23 protein-coding genes are annotated in these 25,461 nt (G+C 57.5%); 14 read left to right on the forward strand and 9 right to left on the reverse strand.

Features of this window, described 5'->3' with window-relative positions; all coding sequences use genetic code 11:
- Positions 1 to 8 precede the first annotated feature (8 nt).
- The 3 genes from HZ99_RS13315 (at position 9) to HZ99_RS13325 (ending at position 2,992) form a co-directional block, all read left to right on the forward strand.
- The gene (locus HZ99_RS13315) at positions 9 to 464 is read left to right on the forward strand and encodes a MaoC family dehydratase (protein WP_038443590.1); all 456 of its coding nucleotides are present in this window, start codon (positions 9 to 11) and stop codon (positions 462 to 464) included.
- Positions 465 to 602: 138 nt separating this feature from the next.
- Positions 603 to 2,321 (forward strand): C13 family peptidase, encoded by a 1,719-nt coding sequence (locus HZ99_RS13320; RefSeq protein ID WP_038443591.1) that lies wholly within the window; start codon positions 603 to 605, stop codon positions 2,319 to 2,321.
- Between the two features lie 29 nt (positions 2,322 to 2,350).
- Positions 2,351 to 2,992, forward strand: a complete 642-nt coding sequence (locus HZ99_RS13325; RefSeq protein ID WP_038443592.1) for an oxidoreductase — start codon at positions 2,351 to 2,353, stop codon at positions 2,990 to 2,992.
- A 117-nt stretch (positions 2,993 to 3,109) separates the two neighbouring features.
- On the opposite strand, the gene HZ99_RS13330 is transcribed toward HZ99_RS13325, so the two are convergent.
- The 5 genes from HZ99_RS13330 to HZ99_RS13350 form a co-directional block, all read right to left on the reverse strand.
- Positions 3,110 to 3,394 carry a YceK/YidQ family lipoprotein gene (locus HZ99_RS13330; protein WP_038443594.1) on the reverse strand — a complete coding sequence of 95 codons (285 nt, stop codon included), beginning with the start codon at positions 3,392 to 3,394 and terminating at the stop codon, positions 3,110 to 3,112.
- Positions 3,387 to 4,016, reverse strand: a complete 630-nt coding sequence (gene ubiX, locus HZ99_RS13335; RefSeq protein WP_038443595.1) for a flavin prenyltransferase UbiX — start codon at positions 4,014 to 4,016, stop codon at positions 3,387 to 3,389. The genes HZ99_RS13330 and ubiX overlap by 8 nt, the downstream gene beginning before the upstream one ends.
- A complete protein-coding gene (mpl, locus tag HZ99_RS13340; RefSeq protein WP_038443597.1) occupies positions 4,013 to 5,362 on the reverse strand; it encodes a UDP-N-acetylmuramate:L-alanyl-gamma-D-glutamyl-meso-diaminopimelate ligase in 1,350 nt (449 codons plus the stop codon). The genes ubiX and mpl overlap by 4 nt, the downstream gene beginning before the upstream one ends.
- Positions 5,363 to 5,628: 266 nt before the next feature.
- Entirely contained in the window at positions 5,629 to 6,738 is a 1,110-nt protein-coding gene (locus HZ99_RS13345) for a hypothetical protein (RefSeq protein ID WP_144243177.1), read from the reverse strand.
- A 388-nt stretch (positions 6,739 to 7,126) separates the two neighbouring features.
- Positions 7,127 to 9,049 carry a sigma-54-dependent Fis family transcriptional regulator gene (locus HZ99_RS13350; protein WP_038443598.1) on the reverse strand — a complete coding sequence of 641 codons (1,923 nt, stop codon included), beginning with the start codon at positions 9,047 to 9,049 and terminating at the stop codon, positions 7,127 to 7,129.
- Between the two features lie 291 nt (positions 9,050 to 9,340).
- On the opposite strand from HZ99_RS13350, the gene HZ99_RS13355 reads away from it, so the two are divergent.
- The 11 genes from HZ99_RS13355 (at position 9,341) to HZ99_RS13405 (ending at position 21,530) form a co-directional block, all read left to right on the forward strand.
- Entirely contained in the window at positions 9,341 to 10,861 is a 1,521-nt protein-coding gene (locus HZ99_RS13355; RefSeq protein WP_038443600.1) for an aldehyde dehydrogenase family protein, read from the forward strand.
- A gap of 201 nt (positions 10,862 to 11,062) precedes the next feature.
- The gene (gene eat, locus HZ99_RS13360) at positions 11,063 to 12,496 is read left to right on the forward strand and encodes an ethanolamine permease (protein WP_038443601.1); all 1,434 of its coding nucleotides are present in this window, start codon (positions 11,063 to 11,065) and stop codon (positions 12,494 to 12,496) included.
- A gap of 52 nt (positions 12,497 to 12,548) precedes the next feature.
- Complete coding sequence (locus HZ99_RS13365; protein WP_038443603.1) at positions 12,549 to 13,943, forward strand: ethanolamine ammonia-lyase subunit EutB; 1,395 nt, start codon at positions 12,549 to 12,551, stop codon at positions 13,941 to 13,943.
- Positions 13,940 to 14,779 (forward strand): ethanolamine ammonia-lyase subunit EutC, encoded by an 840-nt coding sequence (eutC, locus tag HZ99_RS13370; RefSeq protein ID WP_038443604.1) that lies wholly within the window; start codon positions 13,940 to 13,942, stop codon positions 14,777 to 14,779. Before HZ99_RS13365 ends, eutC begins: the two co-directional genes overlap by 4 nt.
- Before the next feature lie 105 nt (positions 14,780 to 14,884).
- Entirely contained in the window at positions 14,885 to 15,343 is a 459-nt protein-coding gene (locus HZ99_RS13375) for a GNAT family N-acetyltransferase (protein ID WP_038443606.1), read from the forward strand.
- A gap of 283 nt (positions 15,344 to 15,626) precedes the next feature.
- A complete protein-coding gene (locus HZ99_RS13380; protein ID WP_038443607.1) occupies positions 15,627 to 16,283 on the forward strand; it encodes a DedA family protein in 657 nt (218 codons plus the stop codon).
- Between the two features lie 6 nt (positions 16,284 to 16,289).
- A complete protein-coding gene (locus HZ99_RS13385) occupies positions 16,290 to 17,102 on the forward strand; it encodes a zinc-dependent peptidase (protein WP_038443608.1) in 813 nt (270 codons plus the stop codon).
- 111 nt (positions 17,103 to 17,213) lie between these two features.
- A complete protein-coding gene (gene ppa / locus HZ99_RS13390) occupies positions 17,214 to 17,741 on the forward strand; it encodes an inorganic diphosphatase (protein ID WP_003176323.1) in 528 nt (175 codons plus the stop codon).
- Between the two features lie 225 nt (positions 17,742 to 17,966).
- Positions 17,967 to 18,740, forward strand: coding sequence for a LexA family transcriptional regulator (locus HZ99_RS13395; protein ID WP_038443609.1), 774 nt, complete (start codon positions 17,967 to 17,969; stop codon positions 18,738 to 18,740).
- 371 nt (positions 18,741 to 19,111) lie between these two features.
- Positions 19,112 to 20,353, forward strand: coding sequence for a tyrosine-type recombinase/integrase (locus tag HZ99_RS13400; RefSeq protein ID WP_038448067.1), 1,242 nt, complete (start codon positions 19,112 to 19,114; stop codon positions 20,351 to 20,353).
- A gap of 163 nt (positions 20,354 to 20,516) precedes the next feature.
- Positions 20,517 to 21,530, forward strand: coding sequence for a hypothetical protein (locus HZ99_RS13405; RefSeq protein ID WP_038443610.1), 1,014 nt, complete (start codon positions 20,517 to 20,519; stop codon positions 21,528 to 21,530).
- 203 nt (positions 21,531 to 21,733) lie between these two features.
- Here HZ99_RS13405 and HZ99_RS13410 read toward each other — a convergent pair whose 3' ends face one another.
- The 4 genes from HZ99_RS13410 to HZ99_RS13420 form a co-directional block, all read right to left on the reverse strand.
- Positions 21,734 to 23,212, reverse strand: a complete 1,479-nt coding sequence (locus HZ99_RS13410; RefSeq protein ID WP_038443611.1) for a YfjI family protein — start codon at positions 23,210 to 23,212, stop codon at positions 21,734 to 21,736.
- Positions 23,213 to 23,224: 12 nt separating this feature from the next.
- Positions 23,225 to 23,560 (reverse strand): helix-turn-helix transcriptional regulator, encoded by a 336-nt coding sequence (locus HZ99_RS29430; protein WP_327154184.1) that lies wholly within the window; start codon positions 23,558 to 23,560, stop codon positions 23,225 to 23,227.
- Between the two features lie 178 nt (positions 23,561 to 23,738).
- Positions 23,739 to 24,209, reverse strand: a complete 471-nt coding sequence (locus HZ99_RS27790; RefSeq protein ID WP_327154186.1) for a helix-turn-helix domain-containing protein — start codon at positions 24,207 to 24,209, stop codon at positions 23,739 to 23,741.
- A 22-nt stretch (positions 24,210 to 24,231) separates the two neighbouring features.
- Positions 24,232 to 24,924 carry a YagK/YfjJ domain-containing protein gene (locus tag HZ99_RS13420; RefSeq protein ID WP_038443614.1) on the reverse strand — a complete coding sequence of 231 codons (693 nt, stop codon included), beginning with the start codon at positions 24,922 to 24,924 and terminating at the stop codon, positions 24,232 to 24,234.
- Between the last annotated feature and the right edge of the window lie 537 nt (positions 24,925 to 25,461).

Raw genomic sequence — 25,461 nt, forward strand, 5'->3', positions numbered from 1 at the left:
GAGTCGCAATGCCCTTCGTACCCGTAGCGCAACTCAATGATTATGTCGGCAAGGAACTGGGACGTTCCGCATGGCTCACCATCGACCAGGAGCGCATCAACCTGTTCGCGGAAGCGACCGGCGATTTTCAGTTCATCCACGTCGACCCGGCAAAGGCCGCCCAGACCCCATTTGGCAGCACCATCGCCCACGGTTTCCTGTCACTGTCGCTGATCCCCAAGCTGATCGAAGACATCCTGATCATGCCCGAGGGCTTGAAGATGGCGGTCAACTACGGCCTCGACAGCGTGCGCTTTATCCAACCGGTGAAGGTCAATTCCAAGGTACGCCTGGCGGTGGCCCTCACTGACGCGACCGAGAAAAAGCCCGGCCAGTGGTTGCTCAAGGCCACCTGCACCCTGGAAATCGAAGGCCAGGAAAAACCCGCCTACATCGCCGAGTCGTTGTCCCTGTGCTTCGTCTGATATACCTGTAGGAGCCGGCTTGCCGGCGATAGCGCCAGCAAGCGCGCCATCGCCGACAAGACCTTATTCACACACAGACCACTAGGTATAGTTTCCCCCGCTGCGGCATACTCGGCGCTCAATTATCCGGATCCCGCTATGCGCCCAATCGTCCCCCTTGCTCTCGCTTTGTTGCTCACCGCTTGCGGCGACGGCGAATCCCTGTTGCCGCCCGACGCCCGGCTGCCGGACGGTGGGCGTTATCGTGGGGATGTGGTCGATGGGCTGCTGCAAGGCCGGGGCCGGGTGGATTACCCCAATGGCAGCTGGTACGCCGGGCAATTCGACAAGGGCCAGTGGCACGGCCAGGGCGAATGGCATGGCAGCAATGGCGAAGTCTACAAAGGCCAGTTCCAGCAAGGCCTGTTTGATGGCCAGGGTACCCTGACCACCGCGGCCAACACCTACGTCGGCGGTTTCAAGCAAGGCCGGCGCAATGGCGAAGGCACCCTCAAAGAAGGGCAGATGACCTATCGCGGCGAGTTCAAGGACGACCAGTATTCCGGCCTCGGGCGCCTGGAGCTGGCGGACGGCAGTCAATACCAGGGGCTGTTCGCCCACGGCAAACCCAACGGTGAAGGCCAACGCAACGACGACAGCGGCAACCAGTTCAGCGGGCGCTTCGTCGATGGCCAACTGGAAGGCAACGGCACCTTCAACAGCGCCGAAGGCGACATGTACATCGGCCACTTCAAGCAGAACCAGCTCAACGGCAAGGGCCGCTACGAAAACGCCGACGGCGATGTGTGGACCGGCGAGTTCCGCGAAGGTGCCCTCAGCGGCAAGGGCGAACTGACCGGCGTGGATGGCAGCCATTACATCGGACAATTCAGTGACTGGCGCTTTACCGGTGAAGGGCGCCTGAATCTTAGTGATGGCAGTTTCTATATCGGTGGCTTCGACAACGACAGCTATCACGGGCAAGGCACCCTGGTGCTCACCGATGGCACAGTGCAGGCCGGGACTTGGGCCAACGGCCTGCGCGTGCGCGATGCCGACGGCAAGCTGTTACCCGACATGCTTGAAGTCGGGGTGCTGGCCCAAGGCCGCCTGCTCGATGACGCCCTCGCCGCCGTGCCGGCGTCCACCCCGGCGGTCGAGCTATACACCCTGGTGGTGGCCGGTGACGGCAAGCAAAGCGTATTCCTGCGCGAGGCTGACTATGTCAGTAACCTGCTGACCACGCGTTTCGGCGCTCGCGGGCAGATCCGCCTGGTCAACCACCGCGACCATATCGCCGACCGCCCGATGGCGACCCGCGAAAGCCTGCGCCGCGCCGTGCAGACCCTGGCCGAGCGCACCGGCCCCGAAGACCTGGTGTTTATCTACCTGACCAGCCACGGCACCCACGAACACCAGTTGGTGCTCGACCAACCCCGCATGGAGCTGGCCGACCTGCCGAGCGACGAACTGGCCGCGGTGATGGCGCCGCTGAAAAACCGCGACAAGGTCATCGTGATTTCAGCGTGCTACTCCGGTGGATTTATCCCGGCGCTCAAGGATGAGCACACCCTGATCATGACTGCCTCCCGCGCAGATCGCGTGTCGTTTGGCTGTTCGGAAGAAGCCGACTTCACCTACTTTGGCGATGCCTTGTTCGCCCAGGCCCTGACCCAGACCGACGACTTGCAGCACGCTTTCAAGCTGGCCCAACGGCATGTGACCGAACGCGAAATGGCTGACAACTTCGAAGCCTCCGAACCACAGATCTGGGCCCCCAAGAGCGTGATCGCACGCTGGCAATTATTGCGAAAACAGCAGGCACGAAAGGCGCTGGAAAGCGTCTCTATCATTAGCAAGGAAGCCAAGAGCAACTAAGCTGAAACTGTACCAAGGGGGGAAACACCATGTACTTGACGCCTCAGCACATAGTGCTTGCCGGAGCCTCGGGCTTGACCGGGGAACACCTGCTGGACCGCCTGCTCAATGAGCCCACCGTCACCCGCGTCCTGGCGCCCAGCCGCCGTCCGCTGGCCGAACACCCACACCTGGAAAACCCGGTCGGCGATCCAACAGTGCTCCTGCCACAGCTGAGTGGCCAGGTGGATCTGGCCTTTTGCTGCCTGGGTACCACCCTGAAAAAGGCGGGGTCGGAGGAGGCCTTCCGCGCTGTCGACCTAGATATGGTGGTGGCCTTTGGCAAGCGCGCCCGGGAGATGGGCGCGCGGCACCTGATCGTCATCAGTGCGATTGGTGCAGACCCGAAATCCTCGGTGTTCTACAACCGGGTCAAGGGTGAAATGGAGCAGGCCTTGCAGGCTCAAGGCTGGCCACAACTGACCATCGTGCGACCTTCGCTGCTGCTGGGCGAGCGCCTGGAAACACGCCTGGCGGAAAAGCTCGCAGGACCGTTGTCGCGGCTGATTCCCGGTAAATACCGCGGCATCGAAGTGTGCGAACTGGCCCGGGCCATGTGGCGCCTGGCGCTGGAAGAGCAGGATGGGGTGCGGATTGTCGAGTCGGATGAGTTGCGCAAGTTAGGCAAGTGAATCTGCGGTGACCGAGCAGGCCTCATCGCAGGCAAGCCAGCTCCCACATTGATCTGCAAGTGTAGGAGCCGGCTTGCCGGCGATGAGGCCCACCCAGCTCCCATCAATCACTACAGGCTACAGCCCACCCGTCGCATTAAACCCAACCCCTAATACCGTCAACGCCGACAGCGGCAACAGCAGCGTGTCGAGCAACGCGCTGGCCGGCAGGTCAAGACCCGGGTAGCTCGGTGCCTCGGCACCAAAGCAGTCCATGGCGCAACAACCGCCCTGCATCGCATACAAGTCCAGGCGCGTCCCCGCATACACCACCGGCGCACCGGGTTTGGCCGCATCCAGAGTGCGCGCGGTAGCACAGCCCACCAGTTGCAGCGCCAACACGATCAGCAGGGCTTTATTCATCGCTGCTCAAATGGTGCTCACCCCAGCGTGGCAGCATGTCCTGAGGGATATTCAGCAGATTGAGAATCCGCGCCACCACAAAATCCACCAGGTCATCGATGGTCTGCGGCTGGTGATAAAACCCCGGCGACGCCGGCAGGATGGTCACCCCCATATTCGACAGCTTGAGCATGTGCTCCAGATGAATGCTCGAATACGGCGCCTCCCGTGGCACCAGGATCAACTGACGGCGCTCCTTCAAGGTCACGTCCGCCGCGCGCTCGATGAGGTTGTTGCAAGCGCCGGTGGCGATCGCCGACAAGGTGCCGGTGGAACACGGCACCACCACCATCGCCGCCGGCGCACCGGAACCGGAGGCCACCGGAGACATCCAGTCTTCCTTGCCATAGACCTTGATCTGCCCCGCCGCCGCCCCGGTGTATTCGGTGAGGAAGGCCTGCATCATCTGCACCTTGGGCGGCAGCGAGACGTCAGTCTCGGTCGCCATGACCAATTGCGCGGCCTTGGAAATCAGGAAATGCACTTCGCGGTCTTCACGCACCAGACAATCCAGCAAGCGCAACCCGTAAGGCGCGCCAGACGCACCGGTCATCGCCAGGGTGATGCGCTCCGGCCCACTCATTGCAGCGCCTCGGCAAGTTTGCCGTGCAGGCCGCCGAAGCCGCCGTTGCTCATGATCACCACGTGGGTACCGGGCTTGGCCTGGCTCTTGACCCGCTCGATGATGCCTTCCAGCGAATCGCTGACAATCGACGGCACGGTGCAGAGCCTGGCCACGGCCTCCAGGTCCCAACCCAGGTTGGCCGGCGCATACCACACCACTTGGTCGGCATCGTTGACGCTTTCCGGCAGGCCGTCGCGGTGCGCGCCCAGCTTCATGGAGTTGGAGCGTGGCTCGATAATCGCGATCACCGGCGCATCGCCGACGCGCTTGCGCAGGCCGTCAAGGGTGGTCGCAATCGCCGTGGGATGGTGGGCAAAGTCATCGTAGATGGTAATCCCGTTCACTTCGGCGACCTTTTCCATCCGCCGCTTGACGCTTTTGAACGCACTCAACGCAGCAATGCCCATGGCCGGCACCACGCCAACATGGCGCGCCGCCGCGAGGGTGACCAAGGCGTTGGCGACGTTGTGCTGGCCAGTCATGTCCCAGTCGACAATCCCCTGGGGCTCACCCTCAAACAGCACTTCGAACCGGGAGCCATCCTCGCGAAGCAACTTGACCTGCCACTGGCCGCCCGCCCCCGTGGTTTGCACCGGTGTCCAGCAACCCATCTCGATCACGCGCTGCAAGGCAGGCTCAGTGGTGGGGTGGATCACCAGGCCTTCGCTGGGAATGGTGCGCACCAGGTGATGGAATTGCCGCTCGATGGCCGGCAGATCGGGGAAGATGTCTGCGTGATCGAACTCCAGGTTGTTCAGGATCGCTGTGCGTGGGCGGTAGTGAACGAACTTGGAGCGTTTATCGAAGAAGGCGCTGTCGTATTCGTCAGCCTCGATCACGAAGAACGGCGTGCCACCCAAGCGCGCCGACACCGCGAAATTCTGCGGCACGCCGCCAATCAGAAAACCGGGGCTCATGCCCGCGTGTTCCAGTACCCAGGCCAGCATGCTGCTGGTGGTGGTCTTGCCATGGGTACCGGCCACCGCCAGCACCCAGCGGCCTTGCAGCACATGATCAGCCAGCCATTGCGGGCCGGAAACATAAGGCAGGCCTTTGTTCAGCACGTATTCCACGGCAGGGTTGCCACGGGACATGGCATTGCCGATCACCACCAGGTCCGGCACCGGATCGAACTGCGCCGTATCGTAGCCTTGGGTCAGCTCAATGCCCTGGGCCTGCAATTGCGTGCTCATGGGCGGATAAACATTGGCATCGGAGCCGGTGACATGATGGCCCAGCTCTTTGGCCAGGACCGCCATCGAACCCATGAAGGTGCCGCAAATACCGAGAATGTGAATGTGCATAGTCGACCTCGTAAAACATCGAGGCAGGTTAGCGCAGGGTGGAAATATTCGCACTCTTTTAGCGATTAGCGTGCGCTCTTTTCCATCAGCGATCACTGATAAACAGCCGGTGGCTTTTTTCTGAAATTTTCCCGCATTTCAATGAATTGAAATCAGGCTCGGCATTTGCAGAGCGCCCCCTAAAACGCCGAGCACTGATAGTGCGTGCCTTCAGCAACAGGTACAACAGTGTTTAAACTGCCGGTTCAACAGCAAGCAGTCCACTTTCAAACCGTCTCTTCTTTGCCCTGAGTCTCCAATTCTCGAATGGCAACCATCCTCCCAATTCCCTTATTGATCGCCTCATTCCTCTTATCAAGTGCATCCAATCGATCCGTAACTCTTTGAGACCCGGGCGTCGGGTCACCTTTATAAGGTTTAAAAACAAAATCAAACTCTGCCGCGATCACACTCAAGTTTTTTTCTGCTGCATCGTAGAGTTTCTCAAGGTTATCGAGACGCTTATTTGTTTCAGTTGGCCAGTTCGGACTTTTTCCAAGAGCCTTGGCATCTCCCCCCTCCGCTAGCGTCTGGATTGTGTTGGTCGCATACAAAAGCTTTAGTTCGGAGTTTTCCAAGCGCAACTTAGTCGTTGCGACATCGTCCACTCCCGCACTACTTGCCGCCGCTACGGCGCCATTGGCTAGCTGACTGGGGGCCGGCAGATGAGCCGGAGGAAGTAACGGGGTACTGGCGCTAAAGCTGCCTTTGATACTTTCACCACTCCAGACAGACCCCGCGTAAGCACCAATACTTAACGGAGTGCTGACAAGCCCATTTACAGAAGCATTGACAAAAGCATCACGGACGACGGTTTTAAGTGAAGGGCCGGTTTTAAATACACCTGCCTTGACCAGGCGGTCCGCTGCAATCAAATTGGTTGCCACATCACCGAAGGTCTTGGGTTGTGCAACAACGGGCTTGGACGGCCCACTCAATAGCAAGCCTGGGTGCTGCGACTTGTGGACGATTTCCCTGAAGCTAGATATCCCCTTGCTGTTCTGAACGCCAACGGCTGGACGGGGAGTCACCTGTGGCTTGGGGGTAAACGTTCCTGCCGTCCCGAAAGATGGAACCGTGGGGTTCTTTGGCACGGGTTTGGGAAATACCCTGGGAAACGCCGGGAATTTAAATCCTCTTTTTTCACGCTTAGCCCCCTTGGACGAGTTTTCTCCCGCCGCATTCACATCCCTGGATGCCGGGGCATCCCGACTGTCTGCTGACTCGCTCCAGCCCGTCGTACTTTTTGTACCGGCGGGCGTAGGGTGACTGAGTAAATCAGCCGATGAATCTTTAACTTGCAATAAAACTAAAGCAGGAGAGTTGGCAATATTCATACTTTCACCTCTATAGCAAATAAATATATCCCTTACGCATCATTACACAATCCATTCATTCCAAAAGCCGCCCCTCACAGAACAACCCATCCTTCCCTTCCCTCCAAGTACAAAAAAACAAATCCCAGCCCCATAAAACACACAACAAAATCATTAAAACCCATACTTACGAAATAAAAAAACTAAATAAGTACCACACCAAAACCGTCCCTGCAAAAAGCCTAAAAGACTGAACAGGTATCTAACAAAGAACAATATTTCATTTATCAGGCACGACAAAACCTAGGCAATACACCCACTAATTGCACGCACTCTCAGGCCAAAATCGCCGAATGCGGGCAAGCCATCCTTGAAAGGAGTAGGTAAGCAGGAAGTATTGCCGTTTTACTCAACCTGCGGAGCGTAAAGCGATTCCATGCTTGCGTAACTTGCGGTAGAGCGTATTACGGCTGACGCCCAGTTGCTCCGCGACAATGCTCATATGCCAGCGCTGCTGCTCCAGCATGGCAAGCAATACCAGACGCTCGGCATCCGCCAAAGGCTGCTTGCCCCGGTGCTCGGTGATTTGCGCCTGGGAAGGCGACTGACGAATCATCGCTGGCAAATCGTTTAATCCTATACACCCAGCTTCACACAATGCGGCCAAGGTACGCAGCACCGTACGCAATTGTCGGACGTTACCCGGCCAGGAGAAGTCCAACAGCGCCTGGCGGGCCTCAGCATCGAGCGCTATCACCTGCCCCTCTGCTTCCTGTGCCAGTAAAAAATCCAGCAACTGCGACTTGTCACTGCGCTCACGCAACGGCGGCAATGCCACTTCCAGGCCGTTGAGGCGATAGTACAAATCCTCACGGAAGGTGCCGTCGGCCACCCGCGCCAGCAAGTCACGGTGGGTTGCACTGATGATGCGCACATTCACCGCTTGCGGTTCGCCACCAATGGGCACCACCAGCCGATCCTCCAGTACCCTCAATAACCGAGTCTGCAAGGCCAGGGGCATGTCGCCGATTTCGTCAAGGAACAAGGTGCCACCATCGGCCTGTTGCAACTTGCCGCGCATGCCCTCCTTGCGGGCGCCAGTGAAGCTGCCGCCGCGATAACCAAACAACTCGCTCTCGATCAGGCTTTCAGGGATCGCCGCGCAGTTCAGCGCGACAAAGGCCTTGTCGGCCCGCTGGCTGGCGTGGTGCACCGCCTTGGCGAAGGCCTCTTTGCCGGAACCGGTTTCGCCATTGATCAGCAACGGCACATCACGCTCGAAGACCCGCAAAGCCTTGCGAAAATCGCTTTGCAGCCGCTCATCCCCCAGGCAAATACCCGGCATACGTGGCCGCTCAATCTTGGGCGGCGCCTGTACCAGGGGGCTCGGCGCCCGACGTGCCTCACCACGCAGAACCGCAAACAGGCTGCGCCCATCACGAGTGCGCAGGGGCCAACTGGCGCTGGCGTTGGCACTGGCGCGTGCGAGCAAGTCATCCAGCCGACAGTCGAAAAACATCTCCACCGGCAGGCCCAGCAAGCGCCCGCGTGGCAGGCCCAGCAAGTTCTGCGCGCTTTGGTTGAGCGCACAGATCCGCCCTTCGCCATCGAATGCCAGCAACCCTTCGCTGAACAGGCCCACGGATTCGGCCTGCAAGTGAAAACGCAGTAACCAGTGATGTTCGAAGTGGCGCAGGAAATAGCAGCTCTCGATCATCTTCGCCGAGAGATTGACCAGTGCCATGGTATGGAACTGGCTCTGGCGCGACACCGCTTCGCGGGCCGACGATACGTCGAGCACTGCCAGTAAATCGCCATGGGGGTCGAACACCGGGCTGGCGGAACAGGTCAGCCCCGTATGGCGCCCGCGAAAATGTTCGTCGCGATGAATGGTCAAGGCCTGACGCTCCACCAGGCACGTACCGATGCCGTTGGTGCCTTCGCAGGCCTCGCTCCAGTCGGCGCCGAGCCACAGGCCGGCCTGCTCGAAGACCTTGCGCTCGCTGGGCGCGGTGACGCAATTGAGGATCACCCCCCGCGCATCGGTCAGCAGCACGGCGTGGCCGGCGCCGGAAAGCTGTTGATGCAGGTTGTTCATTTCAGTGCCGGCGATGTGCAGCACTTGTTGCAGACGCTCGCGGCTTTCCAGCAGGCGATCATGCTCCAGCACCGTGGGGGCGATGCCCAAGGCCGGGTCGAGGTGATAGTCCTCCAGGCAGCGCAGCCAGGAGCGGGCAATCGATGGGTCGCTGCCGGGCCCGTGCAGCGGATCCTGGCCACGGGTGACGGTCAGGACCTGCCGGGCATGTCGGCTGAAATGATCGTTGTGCATATTCTTATTGTTCTCCTGTTGCGCGGGACACGCCGCCGACCGGGACAACCAGCATCCTCCAGGCCTTGGCGCATTGCAATCCCGGGGCGACCCATGGGTCACGTTCTGTATCGCTTATGGCACAAAGTGTCACTCAGACTGTATCGATCGTGCCACAGCAAAACCTTGCCGCAACCCCCAAAGCCTTGATTTACCTGGCCCACAAGGCACTGGCCCGACCTTTGCTCTACGCTTTATCAAGCGCAGCCACGCTGCACTCCAATAAACATAAGAAGTCAGGAGATACCCACCATGCGTTACGCACACCCCGGTACTGAAGGCGCTATCGTTTCGTTCAAGGCCAAGTACGGCAACTACATCGGTGGCGAATTTGTTGCTCCGGTCGATGGCAACTATTTCACCAATACTTCACCGGTGAACGGCAAACCCATCGCCGACTTCCCGCGCTCCACGGCCAAGGATATCGACAAGGCGCTGGACGCCGCCCACGCCGCCGCTGACGCCTGGGGCAAGACCTCGGCCCAGGACCGCTCGCGGGTGCTGCTCAAGATTGCCGACCGCATCGAACAGAACCTGGAACTGCTGGCCATTACCGAAACCTGGGACAACGGCAAGGCAGTGCGCGAAACCCTCAACGCCGACATCCCCCTGGCCGCTGACCACTTCCGCTACTTCGCCGGGTGCATCCGCGCCCAGGAAGGCAGCAGCGCCGAGATCAACGAACACACCGCCGCTTATCACTTCCACGAACCCCTGGGCGTGGTCGGGCAGATCATCCCGTGGAACTTCCCGCTGCTGATGGCCGCCTGGAAACTCGCACCGGCCCTGGCCGCCGGTAACTGCGTGGTGCTCAAGCCCGCCGAGCAGACCCCACTGGGCATCAACGTGCTGATGGAAGTGATCGGCGACCTGCTGCCACCTGGCGTGTTGAACGTGGTCCACGGTTTCGGCAAGGAGGCAGGCGAAGCCCTGGCCACCAGCAAGCGCATCGCCAAGATCGCCTTCACCGGCTCCACCCCGGTGGGCTCGCACATCATGCATTGCGCGGCCGAGAACATTATTCCGTCCACTGTCGAGCTGGGCGGCAAGTCGCCGAACATCTTCTTCGCCGACATCATGAAAGCCGAACCGCAATTTATCGAAAAGGCCGCTGAAGGCCTGGTACTGGCATTCTTCAACCAGGGCGAAGTGTGCACCTGCCCATCCCGTGCGCTGGTGGAAGAGTCGATCTACGACGACTTCATGAAAGTGGTGATGAAAAAAGTCGAGTCGATCAAACGTGGCGATCCGCTGGACACCGACACCATGGTCGGCGCCCAGGCGTCCGAGCAACAGTTCGACAAGATCCTGTCGTACCTGGAAATCGCCAAGGGCGAAGGCGCCGAGCTGCTGACCGGCGGCAAGGTGGAGAAACTGTCCGGTGACCTGGCCAGCGGCTATTACATCCAGCCGACCCTGCTCAAGGGCACCAACAAGATGCGCGTGTTCCAGGAAGAAATCTTTGGCCCGGTAGTGAGCATCACCACCTTCAAGGATGAAGCCGAAGCCCTGGCGATTGCCAACGATACCGAATTTGGCCTGGGCGCAGGCTTGTGGACCCGTGATATCAACCGTGCGTACCGCATGGGCCGGGCGATCAAGGCCGGGCGTGTGTGGACCAACTGCTATCACCTCTACCCGGCACATGCGGCGTTTGGTGGCTACAAGAAGTCTGGCGTGGGTCGCGAGACACACAAGATGATGCTGGATCACTATCAGCAGACCAAGAACCTGCTGGTGAGCTACGACATCAATCCATTGGGCTTCTTCTAACCCTCTAGAGGGTAAGCCGCTCCTGCATTTGAAATGCAACCGACTGTAGGAGCTGGCTTGCCAGCGATAACAATTTCACCTTCAGCCAAGAGGCTGGCTTGGCCGGCCCTATCGCTGGCAAGCCAGCTCCTGCAGTGAACTTCGCCAAGCCTTGCTACCTCATCCGGCACAAAAAACAATAACAATGAAAGGTACTTCCCCATGCCTAGCGAACCCACCAGTTCCTCGGTCGACTTCGAAAAAGTCGGCTCCGAATACTTCCAACAACGCGAACTGAAAAAAGGCGCAGCCGGCTGGGTACTCCTGGTCGGCCTCGGTGTTGCCTATGTGATTTCCGGCGACTACGCCGGCTGGAACTTCGGCCTGGCCCAAGGCGGCTGGGGCGGGATGTTCCTGGCCACATTGCTGATGGCAACCATGTACTTGTGCATGTGTTTTTCCCTCGCCGAACTGTCCTCCATGATCCCCACCGCCGGCGGCGGCTATGGCTTTGCCCGCAGCGCGTTCGGTCCTTGGGGCGGATTCCTCACCGGCACGGCGATCCTGATCGAATACGCCATCGCCCCCGCCGCCATCGCGGTGTTTATCGGCGCCTATTGCGAGTCGCTGTTCGGCATCGGCGGCTGGATGATCTACCTGGCGTTCTACATCATCTTTATCGGTATCCACATCTTTGGCGTCGGTGAAGCGCTGAAGCTGATGTTTGTGATCACCGCCGTCGCCGCGATTGCCCTGGGCGTGTTCCTGGTAGCGATGGTGCCGCACTTCAACGTCGCCAACCTGCTGGATATCCCGGTGACCGAGGCCAAGGGCGCCAGCAGTTTCCTGCCGTTTGGCTATGTCGGCGTCTGGGCGGCGATTCCTTATGCGATCTGGTTCTTTCTCGCCGTCGAAGGCGTGCCCCTGGCCGCCGAAGAAACCAAGAACCCCAAACGCGACCTGCCCCGTGGCCTGATTGGCGCGATCGTGGTCCTGACCAGTTTCGCCCTGCTGATCCTGGTGATAGCCCCCGGCGGCGCCGGCACCCTGGCACTGGTCAAGTCCGGTAACCCGCTGGTGGAGTCCCTGGCCCTGGCCTACGGCGGTTCGACCTGGATGGGCAGCTTCGTCAACCTCGTGGGCCTGGCCGGGTTGATCGCGAGTTTCTTCTCGATCATCTACGCCTACTCCCGGCAGATCTTCGCCCTCTCCCGCGCCGGCTACCTGCCGCGCAAACTGTCGCAAACCAATAAAAGCAAGGCACCGGTGCTGGCCCTGGTCATCCCCGGGATCATCGGTTTTGGCCTGTCGCTGACCGGCCAGGGCGACTTGCTGATCCTGGTGGCTGTGTTTGGCGCGACCATTTCCTACGTGCTGATGATGGCCGCGCATATCACCCTGCGCATCCGTCGCCCCAAAATGGAGCGGCCATACCGCACGCCGGGCGGCATATTCACTTCGGGCCTGGCCCTGATACTGGCCTGCATCGCCGTGGTGGCCGGCTTCCTGGTGGATCCACGGGTGGTGATTGGCGCGGCGATCATCTATGGAGTATTAATTGCTTACTTTGCTTTCTACAGTCGGCATCACTTGGTAGCAGGCACGCCGGAAGAAGAATTCGCGGCAATCCAGGCCGCAGAGGCCGCCTTGCACTAAACGCTGTAAACCGCGATGCGGGCCACCGCCCGCGTCGTCATGGAGAGTCTGTATGGCAAGTTTTTCCCACTCGGTCGGTGCACTGACCTACCGTTTCGATAGCCTCAAGGACGTGATGGCCAAGGCCAGCCCCGCCCGCTCCGGGGACTTTCTCGCCGGCGTCGCCGCACAGAACGATGGCGAACGTGTTGCGGCGCAGATGGCCCTGGCCAATATCCCGTTGAAGCACTTCCTTGAAGAGGCATTGATCCCTTACGAAAGCGATGAAGTCACCCGGCTGATTATCGACACCCATGACCAACAGGCCTTTGCCGTGGTCAGTCACCTGACCGTCGGCGGCCTGCGCGACTGGCTGCTCAGTGACGCAGCTGACGAACACAGCCTGCACGCCCTGGCGCCCGGGCTGACCCCGGAAATGGCCGCCGCCGTGTCGAAGATCATGCGCGTGCAGGACCTGGTGCTGGTGGCACAGAAGATCCGCGTCGTCACCCGGTTTCGCGGCACCATGGGGCTGCGCGGGCGCCTGTCCACCCGCCTGCAGCCCAACCACCCGACCGATGAACCGGCGGGTATCGCCGCGAGCATCCTCGATGGGCTGCTGTACGGCAACGGCGACGCCATGATCGGTATCAACCCGGCCACCGACAGCATCGCCTCGATCTGCGCCATGCTGGAAATGCTCGACGCAATCATCCAGCGCTACGAGATCCCGACCCAGGCCTGCGTGCTGACCCACGTGACCACTTCCATCGAAGCCATCAACCGTGGCGTCCCCCTGGACCTGGTGTTCCAGTCGATTGCCGGCACCGAAGCGGCCAACGCCAGCTTCGGGATCAACCTGAGTGTGTTGCAGGAGGGCTACGACGCGGGCTTGAGCCTCAATCGCGGGACCCTGGGGCAAAACCTGATGTATTTCGAAACCGGCCAGGGCAGCGCTCTGTCGGCCAACGCGCACTTTGGCATCGACCAGCAAACCTGCGAAACCCGCGCCTATGCGGTGGCCCGGCATTTCAAGCCGTTTCTGGTCAATACCGTGGTCGGCTTTATCGGCCCCGAGTACCTCTACAACGGCAAACAGATCATCCGCGCCGGCCTCGAAGACCACTTCTGCGGCAAGCTGCTGGGTGTGCCCATGGGTTGCGACATCTGCTACACCAACCACGCCGAAGCCGACCAGGATGATATGGACACCCTGCTGACCCTGCTGGGCGTGGCCGGGATCAATTTCATCATGGGCATCCCCGGCTCCGACGACATCATGCTCAACTACCAGACCACCTCCTTTCATGACGCGCTCTACGCCCGGCAAACCCTGGGGTTGAAGCCCGCGCCGGAATTTGAACAGTGGCTGGCGAAGATGGGCATCTTCACGCAAGCCGATGGCAAGGTGCAGTTTGGCAACAACCTGCCACCGGCCTTCCGCCACGCCTTGGCGCAATTGGGATGAAGGAGCCTCCAGTGCAGATCGACACACCTCAAAGCGACAACCCGTGGCTGGAACTGCGGCGCCTGACCCCAGCGCGGATTGCCTTGGGCCGCACCGGCACCAGCATTCCCACGGGAGCGCAACTGGACTTCCAGTTCGCCCACGCCCAGGCTCGGGACGCGGTCCACCTGGCGTTCGACCATGCCGGGCTGAGCACCCAGATGGCCGAGCGCGGCCGCGACAGCCTGTTGCTGCACAGCGCCGCGCCCGACCGCCACAGCTACCTGCAACGCCCGGACCTGGGGCGGCGCCTGAGCGATGAGTCGGCACAGACCCTGCGCGACTACGCCATGGCCAACCCTGGCGGGGTGGACCTGGCGGTGGTGGTGGCCGACGGTTTATCGGCGTTGGCGGTGCATAAACACACCGTGCCGTTTCTGACCCGCATGGAAGAACAGACCCACGCCGAAGGCTGGTCGCTGTCACCGGTGATTCTGGTGGAGCAAGGCCGGGTGGCAGTCGCCGATGAAATCGGCCAGTTGCTCGGCGCCAAAATGGTGGTGATCCTGATCGGCGAACGGCCGGGGCTCAGTTCGCCGGACAGCCTGGGGCTGTATTTCACCTACAACCCCAAGGTGGGCCTTACCGACGCTTACCGCAACTGCATTTCCAATGTGCGCCTGGAGGGCTTGAGCTACGGCATGGCAGCACACCGCTTGTTGTACCTGATGCGTGAGGCCTGCCGGCGACAGCTGTCGGGGGTCAACCTTAAGGATGAGGCACAGGTTCAGACGCTGGAAACGGATGATCCGGACTTGATGAAAGGTAACTTCCTGCTCAGCCCGCCAAAGGAGTGATGCCAGCACGATTGCGATTTTTCGCCGCTTTAGGCAGCATCAAGCAGCGGGCGCCCGAGTAAAGGACCGTTTGCCGTCGTATTCCTATAGAAGTTGAGGCCTAGCATGCGGATCACTCAAGCGACTCTGGAACACCTGGACCTGTTGACCCCATTATTCGTCAAATACCGCGAGTTCTATGGCGCACTGCCCTTTCCGGACTCATCCCGGGCCTTTCTGGAAAAGCGCCTGCGGCGCAAGGAATCGGTGATCTACCTGGCCCTGGCGGATGATGACGACAAAAAATTAATGGGCTTTTGCCAGCTCTATCCGAGTTTTTCCTCGCTGTCGTTGAAACGGGTGTGGATCCTCAATGACATCTACGTCGCCGAAGACGCCCGACGTCAACTGGTAGCGGACAACCTGATGCGCACCGCGAAAAAGATGGCCAAGGAAACCAATGCCGTGCGATTGCGCGTGTCGACCAGCAGCGACAACGCCGTGGCACAGAAGACTTATGAGTCCATAGGCTTTCGTGAAGACACCGAGTTCAAGAACTACACGCTGCCGATCAGTGAAGACTAAAAGGCATCCCCACCCAAGAGGAGCCGGCTTGCCGGCGATGGCGGTATGTCTTTCCCATTGATGCAAGCTGATACACCGCTATCGCCGGCAAGCCGGCTCCTACAGGTTGGGCCGTGTGATTCTCACGACATCCCCCGCTACAAAACCAACACGCTTTTCACCATTCAGTCCGTATAATGCCGACCTTTTAGGGTTGTAAGAAAAACGGCATACACGCGTAGCCTTATTGCCCGAAGCCTCCGCACAGGCCCGCAGAGTCGGGCCATTCACACAGGTGCCATCCATGGATTTCAACCCGCTCGACCTTATCCTGCATCTCGACGTGTATCTCGACCTGCTGGTAACCAATTACGGTCCGTGGATCTACGCCATCCTGTTCCTGGTGATTTTTTGCGAAACCGGCCTGGTGGTCATGCCATTTTTGCCCGGCGACTCTCTGCTGTTTATTGCCGGCGCGGTAGCCGCAGGTGGCGGCATGGACCCGGTCCTGCTTGGTGGCCTGCTGATGCTGGCGGCGATCCTCGGTGACAGCACCAATTACGTGATCGGCCGAACCGCCGGGGAACGCTTGTTCAGCAACCCCAACTCGAAGATCTTCCGCCGCGACTACCTGCAAAAGACCCACGACTTCTACGACAAGCACGGCGGCAAAACCGTAACCCTGGCGCGCTTCCTGCCGATCCTGCGCACCTTCGCGCCATTCGTCGCCGGCGTCGCCAAAATGCCATACCCGCGCTTCTTCGGCTTCAGCGTGCTGGGCACCATCCTCTGGGTCGGCGGCCTGGTCACCCTCGGCTACTTCTTCGGTAACGTACCGTTCATCAAGAAAAACCTGTCGCTGCTGGTGGTGTTCATCATCCTGCTGTCGCTGGTGCCGATGATCATTGGTGTGGCCCGCAGCCGCTTCGGTCGCACATCATCCGAAGCCAAGCCGCACTGATCGGCCGTGTGGTCCCTCAGCGCCTGGCGTCGCCGGCGTATCCTGGCCAGACATCCCGTTGCCGATGACACTTGGCAGCGGGTACGCCATCACCTGACCTTCCTCGACGGCATCAGCACCGAGCAGGATCAATGGTTGCGTGAAGCCAGCGTGCTGTTCCTCGCCGAAAAACACCTCACGGCCCTGCCCGGCGTCGAACTGCATCAGGAACAACGCCTGCTGCTCGCTGCCCAGGCCCAGCTGCCACTGATGAACCTGGGCGCGCTGGATTGGTATCAGGGCTTCCACGAAATCATCCTCTACCCCGATGACTTTCGCAGCCCCCAGCGCCATCGCGACGCCAGCGGCGTGGAACATGAATGGGATGGCGAACACAGTGGCGAAGCCTGGCAACAAGGCCCGGTGATACTCGCCTGGCCGGGCGTACTGGCCAGTGGCAATTGGGAAGGCTACAACCTGGTCATCCATGAACTGGCGCACAAGCTCGACATGCTCAATGGCGACGCCAACGGTCTGCCACCGCTGCACAACGATATGCGCGTACAAGCGTGGGCCAGCGTGATGCAGAGCGCTTATGACGACCTCAACCGCCAGCTCGACCACAACCCCGACGCCGAAACCGCCATCGACCCTTACGCGGCAGAAAACCCGGCGGAATTTTTTGCGGTCACCAGCGAATATTTTTTCAGCGCCCCGGATTTGCTCATCGGCAGTTATCCACAGGTCTACGAGCAACTGAGCCACTTTTACCGCCAGGATCCACTGGCCCGCCTGAAACATCTGCAAGCCAGCGACCCACGCTATCAGACTGAAGACTAAGTACCGTACGACGTCTGGCGCGTGGCATCGGCGCAGGAATATGCCTATAATCGCCGCCACTTTTAGGCCAATCCGGCCAATTCACTTGGCCAACTACGGGGGCAACGCCCAATGAGCTACAGCAAGATTCCGGCTGGCAAAGACCTGCCGAACGACATCTACGTCGCCATCGAGATTCCGGCCAACCACGCGCCGATCAAATACGAAATCGACAAAGACAGCGACTGCCTGTTCGTTGACCGTTTCATGGCCACCCCGATGTTCTACCCGGCCAACTACGGTTTCATCCCCAACACCCTGGCTGACGACGGTGACCCCCTCGACGTGCTGGTCGTGACCCCTTACCCGGTCACCCCAGGCTCGGTCATCCGCGCCCGCCCGGTGGGTATTCTGAACATGACCGACGACGGCGGCGGTGATGCCAAAGTTATCGCAGTGCCACACGACAAGCTGTCCCAGCTGTACGTCGACGTGAAGGAATACACCGACCTGCCACCGCTGTTGCTGGAGCAGATCAAGCACTTCTTCGAGAACTACAAAGACCTCGAAAAAGGCAAATGGGTGAAGATCGACGGCTGGGGTAACGCAGACGCCGCCCGCGCCGAGATCATGAAGTCGGTAGCCGCCTACAAAGGCTGATACCCGCTGCTCATTGCTACGGCAATCAAAAAAGCCCCGATCATTCGGGGCTTTTTTTGTGGGAAAATCGTAAACATCAAGTTCAAAAAATAAACAACCCAGCAACTAACGTTTAATAATAAAGATTTAAAACCTGACTTTACTTGCAATAAGGAAATACTTACATACAGCAACTCAACACATAGTTTATTTGATCTTACTTTCCGGCAAGTAAACTCTGCGTTTATGAATACATCAGGTGATCGTTTAAGAACGTTACTTCGGGAAGTTCATCTTTCCGCTTCCGACTTCGCCAAGAATCGCGACGTCACGCCCCAGCACGTGAACAACTGGTTCAAGCGTGGCGTGCCCATGGCCCGGCTCGACGAAATAGCAGAACTGCTATGCGTCACCAGCCGCTGGCTGCGCACCGGCGAAGGCCCCAAACACCCGCCGACCAACTACCCACTGGAAGGCCCAAACACTGGAAACAACGCTGCCGCACGTGAAGACTGCGGCCACTACCGTTGCGGCCACAACAGCGGCCCCGAAAAAATCGACGTGGAGATCCCCCTCCACGCCTCCTTCAACGCCCAGGAAAGCCTACGCCTCTCCCTGCACACCCTGGAACAACTCAACGTCACCGCCGAACGCGCCTTGGGGGCCTATATGGTCGGCAACAGCATGATCGAGATCATCCAGGACGGCGCCATCCTGGCCATCGACCGCGGCCGCACCCAAATCATCGACGGCGAAATCTACGCCCTCGAACACGACGGAATGCTGCGTATCAAATACCTCTACAACCGCCCCGGCGGCGGCCTGCGCATGCGCAGCCACAACGGCAACGAACACCCAGACGAACTCCTGACCTACGACCAACGCTTTGAACAAAACGTCCAGATCCTGGGTTGGGTCTTCTGGTGGTCCACCCTCAACAACCGCCGCCCACCGGTCCCGCTGGATGACCATCTGATCGGCTACGACAGCGCTAAACCAGACCAGACGCTGGAAAACTGAAAGGAGTGTAAGTATCATGCGCGGCACATTTGGCAGGGGTTGGCGTAAAGCCAACACACCCCGCCCGGCGACGCGGAGGAGTTCCCGCTGATGCCCCTCTCTATCACTTTGGGCGCAAGCTTGAGTGAACGATTGAAGGCTGGTGAGGTTTACCAAAAATAAACTTAACCAGTCCCCGAGAAGCCGGCCACAAGCCGGCTTTTTAATTGTCCGAAATAATCCTATCCCATCCAAGAGCCCACCTGATAGCCTAGCTAATACAGGGGGTTTAGGCATCCCCTTGTCCAATGGCGCTCAACGCCATTTGACCTCATCCGACGATGAAGTGGGGGGACAAGTGGGGGGACAAAAAGGACGACTGGGGAAATCCAATGGGTAAGCTGAATCCGAAACAAGTCGAAAACCTGACCGAACCTGGCACCTATGAGGATGGTGACGGACTAAGGTTGGTCGTCAAATCTACCGGACGTAAATCCTGGCTACTTCGCTTCCAACTGGCAGGCCGTCGCAGAGAAATGGGCCTGGGTTCATTCCCAGAAGTAGGCCTCAAGAAAGCCAGGCAAGAAGCCAGTGCTAAACGCAGCCAATTGAGCGACGGTATAGATCCTCTAGCTGCTCGCGACATTGAGCGCGCTGCCCAGCTCGAAGCACAACGAACCAGCGAGGCGAAGCAGCTGAAGTTCGAGACGCTCGCGAAAGAATACTGCGAAGCACATGGGGGCGCCTGGTCAGAAAAGTGGCGTAAAGGCTGGCTACGGAAACTGGAGCTGTATGCTTTTGACCACATCGGCAAGTTGTCAGCCGAGAAGATCGGTACTCCACAGGTCCTCAAGGTGTTGCAACCCATCTGGGCCGCCAAAACCAGAACCGCCGACGAAGTACGTGGCCAGATTGAACAAGTTCTGGACGCTGCCAAGGCACGCAACCTGCGAGAGGGTGAGAACCCCGCTCGCTGGCGTGGGCACTTAGACAATCTGTTGAGTCGTGCTGAAAAGAAAAAGGCTCGAAAGCGTGAGCACTTTGATGCTTTGCGGTGGCAGGACGTGCCAGCATTGATGGCCAAACTCAGTACAAACACAACGCCAGCGTCCTTGGCAGCCCAACTGCTGATCATGACCAGCGCACGCGCCCATATGGTGAGGTTCGCGCGCTGGGATGAGTTTGACCTGGAAGCTGGCACTTGGTCTCTGCCAGATGAGCGCATGAAGATGCGAGTGGCCTTTGTAATCCCACTTGCCGATCAAGTCATGGTGCTGGTTCAAAGCATTCCAAGAACACCTGAAAGCCCTTTCCTCTTCCCTGGTCAAGGCAAGACAGGAGTGATGCACGCGAATGCTATACGCACCCTTCTGCATGGCATGAAATATGACCACATCACTCGGCACGGTTTTCGTTCTTCATTTCGAGATTGGTCAGGTGAGTGCACAAATTTTCCTCGCGAAGTCTGCGAGATGGCGCTCGCTCATGACGAGCGCGACCAAACCGAGGGAGCCTACTCTCGCACTGACTTTCTCGACAAGCGACGCGCCCTGATGACCGGATGGGCTAATTACTTGACCTCTAAGGAGCCGCCGCAAGCAATCACTCATGAGCAGCAGGCAGCCAAAGTGTAATGATGGCGCTTACGGGCAACGCAGCTACCACAACTTTGAGAAAGCCCATGATAAAAATAGATACCCGCTTGTACGAGAGCATCACATGCCCACGCCAGCTCGGAGATTCTCCGCAATCTAAGCATCGCTGCTACCCTGTCGCTTCAATTTCCAGGATAGGAATGTGATTGTGTCGTTCCGGAATTACAGCGAGACAAACCCAGAAAGGCCTAATTTAGGCACTTTGAAGATGCTGCTCACTCAAGCTAAAAATGTCGTAGAGAGCGTGTTCAATCAGCTAGGAACCCCTCCACCTGCACGAAATCAACAATTGCAGGCGCTGTATGAAAGGATGGGCAGTTTTGAGATCCAGCCTCACCAGGACAAACAAGTCGATCTGATTATCCGACAGGGCCAGGTCGCGATTGAAGAACAGTTGATTGAGCATGCCGACACTGCCCTTCGTCAAGCAGTCTATGTGCAGTTTATCCACGACAAACACCTGCCACCACAGAGTACGTCGGGCCCAACCGCCGCCTATGAGCATCACTTACAGGAAATGATCACGGCCTTGATGCTGGCCAATCGTCACCTGGCGATGCTAGAAGCACTCAAGAACCTAGAGGGCAAACACTATGGTGTACGCGCGGCCCGGGGAGGCCACGCTAAAAACCAGCAACCCTCCAGCAAGATGACTTCCCAACTTATTCGCACCATGGTCAAGGGCATGCTCTACAACAAACCTGACCTCGCGAATAGTAATAAGACCGAAGTAGCCGATGCGATGGCCACGCGCATTTATAAAGCCAACCGCGAATTTGAAATGCTTGATATCACTAATATCAACGATTTGAAGCATGAGGTTCGCGAACTTCTGTTCGACTTTGCCAACATCGGTAAACGCGGCAACCGGCGGCAGACAGACCGCCAAAGACTCGGGCATATCCTGCGTCATTCATTTCCCACGCGAGATACGGAAGAAGCGCGCCAGATGGATGTCGACGCAGCACGCACCAGGGGGCGGATTGAAGGAGTGAGAACAGCGTTAGCTCTGCAACTTAAGCAGCGCTTTGGAGCGCTGCAGGGGTCAGCAATTGAAAAGCTGGAGACCACTGACGACCTGGATCAACTGCAAATCTACCTGGAGCGGCTAACAGAGGCCCGGTCTATAGATGACGTCATCCAGAACAGCGAATGAACGATATTTATCTAAATGAAAACGCCACCATGATGGATGGTGCTCTCGATGCACACGAAACGGCAAGTCTTGCACTAGCTCTGTAACGAGTTACGCCTACGGGCTACTAATTAATGATCGAGAGGCGGGATAAATAGGCATCAGAGCAATCCACCGGGAGCCATCTCGGCACCACAAGACTTCTTGGGCGCCGCCCCCCCCCCCTAAAGTGAAGTCGTCAAAGGAGTCAGAACACTTCTAGTATTCATTTTGCTCATCGAGTGCTCAGGAAATATATCAAGGTATGTGACATTTTTAGACTTTGACAGCAAAACCTTTCCTTGCGCCCAAAGCACCTCAATAGCAGGGTCCAGCCGCTTTAATTTTCGCAACTGACTGGGCCCCCTTTGTAGAATTGAGTTCTTCACCACAAACCTCTCGCCGGCCTCTCGCTTTAACTGCAACCAAGCATCCAACTCCTGGGCATCGACCTCTTCTTGAGGCGGCGATGAAAACATCCGTAAAAACTCGTCAGAGTACCAAAAGCAAACTTCGATAGCTGCCTCCAAGGTTTCCACAGCTATTTCTCCATCTTTTTTTTCGAAGAAATGAAATATAGCAGCGACTCTGGCGATATTATCTGCCAACTTGGACGCATGATCCCCCATACCAAAATATCGCCCTCCCGGTCTAATCTGCGCCTCCACCCCATTAAAAATACTGACCCACCGGTGAATCGCCGCCTGAGAAAACCTAACCACCAACTTCGGCTTCTTGGGGTCAGCTAGAAACTCAACACTGTTCTTAAGTATCTCGCCGACGCGCTCAGAAAACCTGTCACAACAATCCCAAGGCGCGGCGCCTTCCGTAATAAACCGAGTCCCCTGAGTAGACTCTGGACTGCAAACCAAAAACCTCGCCCACAAGCCAGACCCACGTGATTTTTCACCGTTTTTCTCCATATAGCTAAAAAATGAACTTTCTTGAACCATTAACGATACCGTCAACCGCCCTCTGACTTCATAACTTTCAGCCGACACACGATCAACCGTTATGGCATCCCCGCTCCATAGCGCATTCTGTTTTGAGAGGTCATTGAATGCCTTACCCGTCAGCACGCCACCGCCCTCACTGGAGATAAGTCCAGCTACTGGAATGTTCTGGTGCAAGCCAAGAAACAACGCCTCTGACGTAGCATCTTCGTACAGCAACTTGAAGCGCCTAGGTTTGATCGGCGTACAGGCTTGATGCTCCATGAGTTGTTTATCCGGATCACCCCCCTCCGCTTGATCCAATAGAAGAGCTTCTTTCAAGATAGCCTTTCGACGAGCATCCCAGATCGACTGTTTCGCACGCCAATCAGAGAGCTCTGATTGATAAATCACATCCATCTCATCCTGAAAGCGCCGAACTCCTCCCATAAATACATTCTCTGCGGTCGACTTTCGCTCCCCAGAGTTGGCCACCGTGAGCACCATTAGTGATACCGGACCGATTTGGCCATTTGGTTTACAGACATCAATTGAACCTTGAGCCGCAGTCGCCATGGCTGGCAACGCAGCTGAATAAATAAGTGCTCGCGGGGCCATTATATTGCGCTCAGCTTCATCTACTGCGGCCCCGATAATCGGCAAAGCCATAGACCTTGGAAATGCTCGACCTGGAACAGGAAGCCAACTTGACACACCATTAGAAAAACTCATAAACCACCCCTCTCAAGAATTCACGCTGTAAACATTTCGGCTTTCTGCAATTCGGGACTCAATCCACCGACAAACATCTTCCTCAATCCAACCTACAGCTGACGCCCCCAACTTAATCGGTCTGGGAAAACTGCAGTCGTACCTGGGCGACATTGGATTTAAGCGATCGTAGATGGTCGACGTACTCAGCCCGAGACGCTCTCGCAACTGCCGCATGCGCAAAATTCTTAGCATTAGTTTATTACTGTTTTCTTTGATCATTTCTACACCCTCTTCGGCTACGGATTCGATGAGAAGGACTTTAAAGCCCCTGCCACCCCTAGTCGTCGAAGGTGCTAAACGCCACATCCACCCTAAGCAGATCTATAGACATCACCGTGCATTTGTGCTTGTCGATTTCACCCCGTCGAATCTGCCAGGGTCTACTGCAGCTGCTATTTTTGCTATTAGTAGCAAAAATAGCAGCCACACTCCCCCCTACCTCCGCTCAAGACTCCCTTTCGGCTGCACCCTTCGCGTGAATCATTCAGCAGCCATGAGCCGCCTGCTGGTCAATCCATTGCAGTAGTAAGGCCCTACCAGGTCCGCTTGGCTGTCGTCGACCCTGCTCCCAGTCCTGCAGCGTGCGAGAGCTGATCCCCAACTGTTTGGCGAGCGCCTGCTGGGTTAGCTTCAGTCGTTGACGTAAACAACATACTTGCCTGAGGACGTCTGAAGATATCGAGCGGTCCTGTGTGGGATTATGTTGTCTCCTTGGCCCTTGCTGAGGAAGTTGCTTCAAGAATTCAGAGTTAGCCGTTGTAAAAGTAGATAAGGGAAATACGGAGCTTACAGGCGCAGGCGGCTGCACTGCCTCTTGCGAACGTACCTGTGACTGACTTTCATACTCAGGGTGCCGAGTGAGAAACTCACGACGCCAATGCTCGCTGTAGCTCATGCGAAAGACTCCTTTTCTAGTGATAAACAGTGCGGCAATGCCGCACCATAGAATAGGCATATTGAACACTCTCAGCCCGGACTCAGACCCGACTGGTGGTGAACACTGCAAAGCCCTGCCTCAGCTCCTGTGACTTGCTGTACTCCTTACATAAGTAGCTCATGGCGTAGACCACTTGTTTGAGTGAATCAGGAAAACGCTGCTCCAGACGTTGGTAAACCTGGCCACTGAGTTTGTCCTGGCAGGCATGCACCAACCCGGACATGTCGTGTGCAGCACAACCAATTGCCCAGGCCCAAGCACGCACGATGCGATGAAACAAGTTCTCTCTGCTGTAGGTGCCGTCTGTACTAGGCCCGTAGTTACCTAAGCCCCCAATGGCGTCGTAGTTGAGCAATAGCATGAGGTGATAATGGGGTGCCTCGCTGCTGTTACGCTCCCGGCACCAGATGTAGCGAATTTCGGTCGAGTATTTGGTATTTGCCCAGACCAACTCTTTACTTAGTTGGTAGAAGAAACGAGTCATTACTTCATTGCTGATGAGCGCATCCGACGGCATACGGCCGACGGGGTAACGCAAGTCGACCCGACAGACTAAGGTTCGAGCCTGTGCCGAGAGACAGTGCTGTAGAGTCTCAATCCCACGCTCCAGGTAGTTTTCGATCAACGGGCCATGTGCCAGTTGCTGCTGCACGGCGAAGCCACGGTATTCGTTACTGTAGTGCAGCTTGAGCTTAGTATTGAAGGGATGACGTTTAGGTTGATGATGGAACATGATCAGTTTCCTGTCGGCTGTATATGGAGTGTTCACCGGCAGGCACACCGAGTCAGGTGCATTCAGGCACCTTGCTTCGACTTATACGCTTCTTTCAAACTCTCAACGCGTTGACTTGCAGTCAAGACTTTACGTTACGACCGTTGTTTATGGCAGATCTGTTTCGTAGATTTCTATAAGTACGACACCCCTCTATTGGAGAGGGCTATCGATTACTCAGCAATCAATAATAACTATGGTCTCTATCAGTTACTATTAGAGCCTCTTTTAGATGCATACTACTTTAACCGTAACAACAACAATGCCGCACCTGCAAAAAACCACGAGAAATAGGCTCAGTGAAAAATTTAACCCCCAGAACTACAATAAGAAAATTCACTTATTCAACTCTAAAAAGATTCCATTTTTCATTCAGAATAAAACGTATGAGTCGACTGATGTGTGCCGCCAGCGCTTTTAGTCATATAGACATCCCATACCGCTGACCTGTAAAAACTTACTGCACTGCCGTATTCATGTCGTTGAGGGCTCCAAAAG

This window comes from Pseudomonas fluorescens, from assembly GCF_000730425.1.
Classification (GTDB): Bacteria; Pseudomonadota; Gammaproteobacteria; order Pseudomonadales; family Pseudomonadaceae; genus Aquipseudomonas; species Aquipseudomonas fluorescens_X.

Bases quoted from the DNA above. Each gene is read 5' to 3' on its own strand.
- HZ99_RS13315 (WP_038443590.1), top strand. From the start codon at position 9: ATGCCCTTCGTACCCGTAGCGCAACTCAATGATTATGTCGGCAAGGAA.
- HZ99_RS13320 (WP_038443591.1), top strand. From the start codon at position 603: ATGCGCCCAATCGTCCCCCTTGCTCTCGCTTTGTTGCTCACCGCTTGC.
- HZ99_RS13325 (WP_038443592.1), top strand. From the start codon at position 2,351: ATGTACTTGACGCCTCAGCACATAGTGCTTGCCGGAGCCTCGGGCTTG.
- HZ99_RS13330 (WP_038443594.1), bottom strand. From the start codon at position 3,394: ATGAATAAAGCCCTGCTGATCGTGTTGGCGCTGCAACTGGTGGGCTGT.
- ubiX (WP_038443595.1), bottom strand. From the start codon at position 4,016: ATGAGTGGGCCGGAGCGCATCACCCTGGCGATGACCGGTGCGTCTGGC.
- mpl (WP_038443597.1), bottom strand. From the start codon at position 5,362: ATGCACATTCACATTCTCGGTATTTGCGGCACCTTCATGGGTTCGATG.
- HZ99_RS13345 (WP_144243177.1), bottom strand. From the start codon at position 6,738: ATGAATATTGCCAACTCTCCTGCTTTAGTTTTATTGCAAGTTAAAGAT.
- HZ99_RS13350 (WP_038443598.1), bottom strand. From the start codon at position 9,049: ATGCACAACGATCATTTCAGCCGACATGCCCGGCAGGTCCTGACCGTC.
- HZ99_RS13355 (WP_038443600.1), top strand. From the start codon at position 9,341: ATGCGTTACGCACACCCCGGTACTGAAGGCGCTATCGTTTCGTTCAAG.
- eat (WP_038443601.1), top strand. From the start codon at position 11,063: ATGCCTAGCGAACCCACCAGTTCCTCGGTCGACTTCGAAAAAGTCGGC.
- HZ99_RS13365 (WP_038443603.1), top strand. From the start codon at position 12,549: ATGGCAAGTTTTTCCCACTCGGTCGGTGCACTGACCTACCGTTTCGAT.
- eutC (WP_038443604.1), top strand. From the start codon at position 13,940: ATGAAGGAGCCTCCAGTGCAGATCGACACACCTCAAAGCGACAACCCG.
- HZ99_RS13375 (WP_038443606.1), top strand. From the start codon at position 14,885: ATGCGGATCACTCAAGCGACTCTGGAACACCTGGACCTGTTGACCCCA.
- HZ99_RS13380 (WP_038443607.1), top strand. From the start codon at position 15,627: ATGGATTTCAACCCGCTCGACCTTATCCTGCATCTCGACGTGTATCTC.
- ppa (WP_003176323.1), top strand. From the start codon at position 17,214: ATGAGCTACAGCAAGATTCCGGCTGGCAAAGACCTGCCGAACGACATC.
- HZ99_RS13395 (WP_038443609.1), top strand. From the start codon at position 17,967: ATGAATACATCAGGTGATCGTTTAAGAACGTTACTTCGGGAAGTTCAT.
- HZ99_RS13400 (WP_038448067.1), top strand. From the start codon at position 19,112: ATGGGTAAGCTGAATCCGAAACAAGTCGAAAACCTGACCGAACCTGGC.
- HZ99_RS13410 (WP_038443611.1), bottom strand. From the start codon at position 23,212: ATGAGTTTTTCTAATGGTGTGTCAAGTTGGCTTCCTGTTCCAGGTCGA.
- HZ99_RS29430 (WP_327154184.1), bottom strand. From the start codon at position 23,560: ATGTGGCGTTTAGCACCTTCGACGACTAGGGGTGGCAGGGGCTTTAAA.
- HZ99_RS27790 (WP_327154186.1), bottom strand. From the start codon at position 24,209: ATGCCTATTCTATGGTGCGGCATTGCCGCACTGTTTATCACTAGAAAA.
- HZ99_RS13420 (WP_038443614.1), bottom strand. From the start codon at position 24,924: ATGTTCCATCATCAACCTAAACGTCATCCCTTCAATACTAAGCTCAAG.